Source organism: Pseudomonas sp. P4_C3, assembly GCF_056402075.1.
In genome coordinates this window covers 1-3,810 of record NZ_JBFUIC010000356.1, presented here as the reverse complement: position 1 = coordinate 3,810, position 3,810 = coordinate 1, and the positions used below count along the sequence as shown (strand labels likewise).

Sequence of the window (3,810 nt, the reverse complement as noted above, 5' to 3'; positions counted from 1 at the left end):
TGTTCGGGTTGTCTTCAGGCTGGTAGTGGAACATCGCGCTGCCCGAACGAGGGCTGCGGCTGTCCGGGTCCCAGTTGTAGTCGGCCGTGGTACGCCAGTCGCGGTTCCAGCGATACTCGTATTCCAGTGCATATGGGGAAACGCTGGCTTTGGCGTCGTCACGGTCGTTGAAGTTCACGCCTGGCAACTGGACTTCACGGTCCTTGAAGTACAAGGCCTGGCCGACACTGATGCGTTGACGCTCGAAACCGTTGTCTTCGATCCAGCGGCTGGTCACACCCAGGGACAATTTGTTCTCGTCGCCGACACGGTCGGAACCGGAGAAGCGGTTGTCACGGAACAGCGATGCAAAGTTGAAGGTGTTTTCGCTGGTGTCGAATACCGGGATGTCTTCCTGGTCGACTTCAGGCACGTACAGGTAGAACAGGCGCGGCTCGAGGGTCTGGCGGTAGTTCTTGCCGAAATACTGGGTATTGCGATCGAAGTATAGGCCGCTGTCGATGCTGGCGATCGGCACGCCGCGGTTCTGGTTGCTGTCGAAGGTCCCGCTGAGCTTGTCCTGCTCTGCGCTTTGCGCGGCGATCTGCGCCTTACCGGTGTTGTCCAGATCCAGTTGGTACTGGGTGTACTGGTACTTGAGCGTCGGTTTCAGGAAGCCGTAGGTCCAGTTCAATGGCAGGCTGACAGCCGGAGCCAGGTTGAGTCGGTCGCCATTGGCGCGAGCCAGACCTTGAATGTTGTTATCAAGACGGGGAGAGCCGACGCCGTCTTCGTCAAAGTATTCCCCGTTCTGCAGATCCCGGTCAAACCGTACGACTTCGGTGTTGTACGTGAAATCCAGGCCTTCCGGATGATAAGGCAGCATACCGTCGAGGGTTATCTGCGGCAGGCGGTCGTACGGCGTAATGTTCGAAACGGTCGCCAGCTGAAAGGCCTGGGCATTTACGCGAGCGGTATAGCTGTCGCCGCGATAGGTGACAGAGCCCTGCTGGTTCACGTAGTCCTGGCTTTTCACGCCAATCTGGTCGGTCTGCAGATCCTGGAAGTAATACGGATCGCTGATCTTGGTGTAGTCGACTTGCGTGAGCACTCGCGAGTCGAGACCACCCTTGTGCTGCCAGTTGTACATGTAGCGGGTTTTTTCGGCGTCTGACTGTTTGTCGCGCTCGTCGCTTTCGTCGTTGAGGTACGCCGCGCCGAACTGGCCTTCGCTGGACTTGGTCAGGTAGCGGAATTCGCCTTCCATCAACAAGCCGTGCTTTTCCATGTAGCGCGGGTACAACGTGGCATCGTAGTTCGGCGCCAGGTTGAAGTAGTACGGGGTGACCAGCATGAAGCCGGTATCGCTGCCGGTGCCAATGGTCGGCGGCAGGAAGCCGGACTGGCGACGGTCGTCGATCGGGAAATAGATGTACGGCGTGTACAGGACCGGAATGTCCTTGACCCGCAGCGTCACGTTGGTCGCCGTACCGAAACCGGTGGCCGGGTTCAGGGTGATGTTGTTGCCCTTGAGCTGCCAGGCGTTGCTGTTCGGTTCGCACGTGGTGTACGTACCATCCTTGAGGCGGATGATCGCGTTCTCGGCACGTTTGGCGTACAGCGCATTACCGCGGATACGGGATTTGTGCATCACGTATTCGGCGTTGTCGACCTTGGCTTCACCGGTGTCGAGCTGCACGTCGGCGTGGTCGCCGACGATCAGTGCGCCGTTGTCGCGAATGCGCACGTTGCCGTTCAGGTCGCCACGGCTCTCGGCCTGGTACAGGTTGGCTTCGTCGGCTTCGACCTGCATGCTGCCCTGGCGCATGACAACGTCGCCGGCCAGGGTCGCGACCTGCTCATCCTGCTTATAGCGGGAGGCTTTTGCGCCGATAAAGGTTGGAGCGTCACTTTTATCCGTCTTGTCATCCATGCCAGGACGAATCGGTTCGATATAGGAACCAGAGCAATAAGGACCGGTTTCGGCCAATTGTGCGGCGGTGAGCTGCTCGCGGGGAACCCAGTCGAGGTGACTGTAGTCTGCGCTACGCGACTTCAGGCCACGGCCTTTGGACTCGGTGACCAGCACCGGCTTGGCGCCAGTGTCTTGGCTGGAACCGTTCTCGGCCGGGGCTTCGCCGGTGGCGGAAGTTGCGCTGCCATCATGAACGGGACGCGGTGGCAATGCAGCCGCCGGCGACTTTGGTGCACAGTCCCAGGAACCCGAAGCAGAGACTGAGCAGTCAAACTGTTCCGCGGCGACCACGTAGGAAGTGGCAAGGGGTTGCAGCGCCAGCAAACTGCCGGTAACCAACAACGGAAATTTTTTACGAAACGCGGGGGATTTCAATGCCATCTTATTAGTCCGGGCTTCCTGCGTGCCATCTGCCCGCGGTGTGGGCCGCACGCCTCTCGATGGTCTGAAAAAGATGCTGGATAATAAAGCATGACCCGCTTGACGGCTAGCGCCGTCGGAGACCCTTGCAATGCCTGATCAAGATGTACGCTTGCAACACCTGAATGTTTGGCTCGATGAACAATTGGCGACCCTTTTTGCCGAGCAGGGCTGGGGCGCCGTCCCCCCGGCCACGTTGACTGCGGCCAGCAGCGACGCGAGCTTTCGGCGGTATTTTCGCTGGGAAGGCGGTGGCAAAAGTTTCATTGTGATGGACGCGCCGCCGCCCCAGGAAAACTGCAAACCCTTCGTGGATATCGCCTTTTTGCTGGCCAAATCCGGAATAAATGTGCCGAAAATTTATGCCGAAGACCTCGAGCGCGGTTTTCTTTTGCTCAATGACCTGGGCAACAAGACCTATCTGGACGTCATCGACAACGAAAACGCCGACGATTTGTTCAAGGATGCCCTGCAGGCGTTGCTGGCTTTCCAGCAGTTGCCGATGGTTGCGCCATTGCCGAGCTATGACGTGGCCTTGCTGCGTCGTGAGCTGGAACTGTTCCCTGAGTGGTACGTGAAGCGCGAATTGGGCATCGAATTCGACGCGGCGCAGCAAGTGCTCTGGCAGCAGGTCAGCGAACTGTTGATCGACAGTGCCCTGGCACAGCCAAAAGTCCTGGTGCATCGTGACTACATGCCGCGCAACCTGATGCTCAGCGAGCCCAATCCCGGTGTGCTGGATTTCCAGGATGCGGTGTACGGCCCGGTGACCTACGATGTGACCTGCCTGTTCAAGGATGCGTTTCTCAGCTGGCCCGAGGCGCGCGTGAATGGCTGGCTCGAAAACTACTGGCAGCAAGCAAGCGCCCTCGGCATTGCGGTGCAACCCGAGTTCGAGGACTTCCTGCGGGCCAGCGATTTGATGGGTGTGCAACGCCATCTGAAAGTCATCGGCATTTTTGCGCGCATCTGCCATCGCGACGGCAAACCGCGTTATCTGGGCGATGTGCCACGTTTCTTTGCGTACATAGAAGCGGTGATCGCTCGCCGTCCTGAACTGGCCGAGCTGGATGTGTTGCTGGCCAGTCTGCGCGCCGGAGTGAAAGCATGAAGGCAATGATTCTGGCAGCGGGCAAAGGCGAGCGCATGCGCCCGCTGACCCTGACCACGCCAAAACCTCTGGTTCGTGCAGGCGGCGTGCCGCTGATCGAATATCACCTGCGAGCACTGGCCGCGGCCGGGTTCACCGACATCGTGATCAATCACGCCTGGCTCGGTCAGCAGATCGAAGACTATCTGGGCGATGGTTCGAATTATGGCGTGAGCATCCAGTACTCGGCGGAAGGTGAGCCCCTGGAAACCGGCGGCGGGATTTTCCGCGCATTGCCGTTGCTGGGGGATGAAGCGTTTGTGGTGGTCAATGGTGACATCTGGAC

3 protein-coding genes are annotated in these 3,810 nt (G+C 59.0%); 2 read left to right on the top strand and 1 reads right to left on the bottom strand.

Annotated elements, in window-relative coordinates; all coding sequences use genetic code 11:
• A partial coding sequence (locus AC1DVH_RS27445; RefSeq protein WP_477756438.1) for an LPS-assembly protein LptD occupies window positions 1–2,335 on the bottom strand: 2,335 nt, incomplete at its 3' end.
• Window positions 2,336–2,465: 130 nt separating this feature from the next.
• Here AC1DVH_RS27445 and AC1DVH_RS27440 point away from each other — a divergent pair.
• Both AC1DVH_RS27440 and AC1DVH_RS27435 read left to right on the top strand, forming a co-directional pair.
• Window positions 2,466–3,485: an aminoglycoside phosphotransferase family protein gene (locus AC1DVH_RS27440; protein ID WP_477756437.1), complete on the top strand. Its 1,020-nt coding sequence runs from the start codon at window positions 2,466–2,468 to the stop codon at window positions 3,483–3,485.
• A partial coding sequence (locus AC1DVH_RS27435) for a nucleotidyltransferase family protein (RefSeq protein WP_477756436.1) occupies window positions 3,482–3,810 on the top strand: 329 nt, incomplete at its 3' end. The genes AC1DVH_RS27440 and AC1DVH_RS27435, both read left to right, overlap by 4 nt.

Coding starts and splice junctions, on each gene's coding strand:
- AC1DVH_RS27440 (WP_477756437.1), top strand. CDS start 2,466: ATGCCTGATCAAGATGTACGCTTGCAACACCTGAATGTTTGGCTCGAT.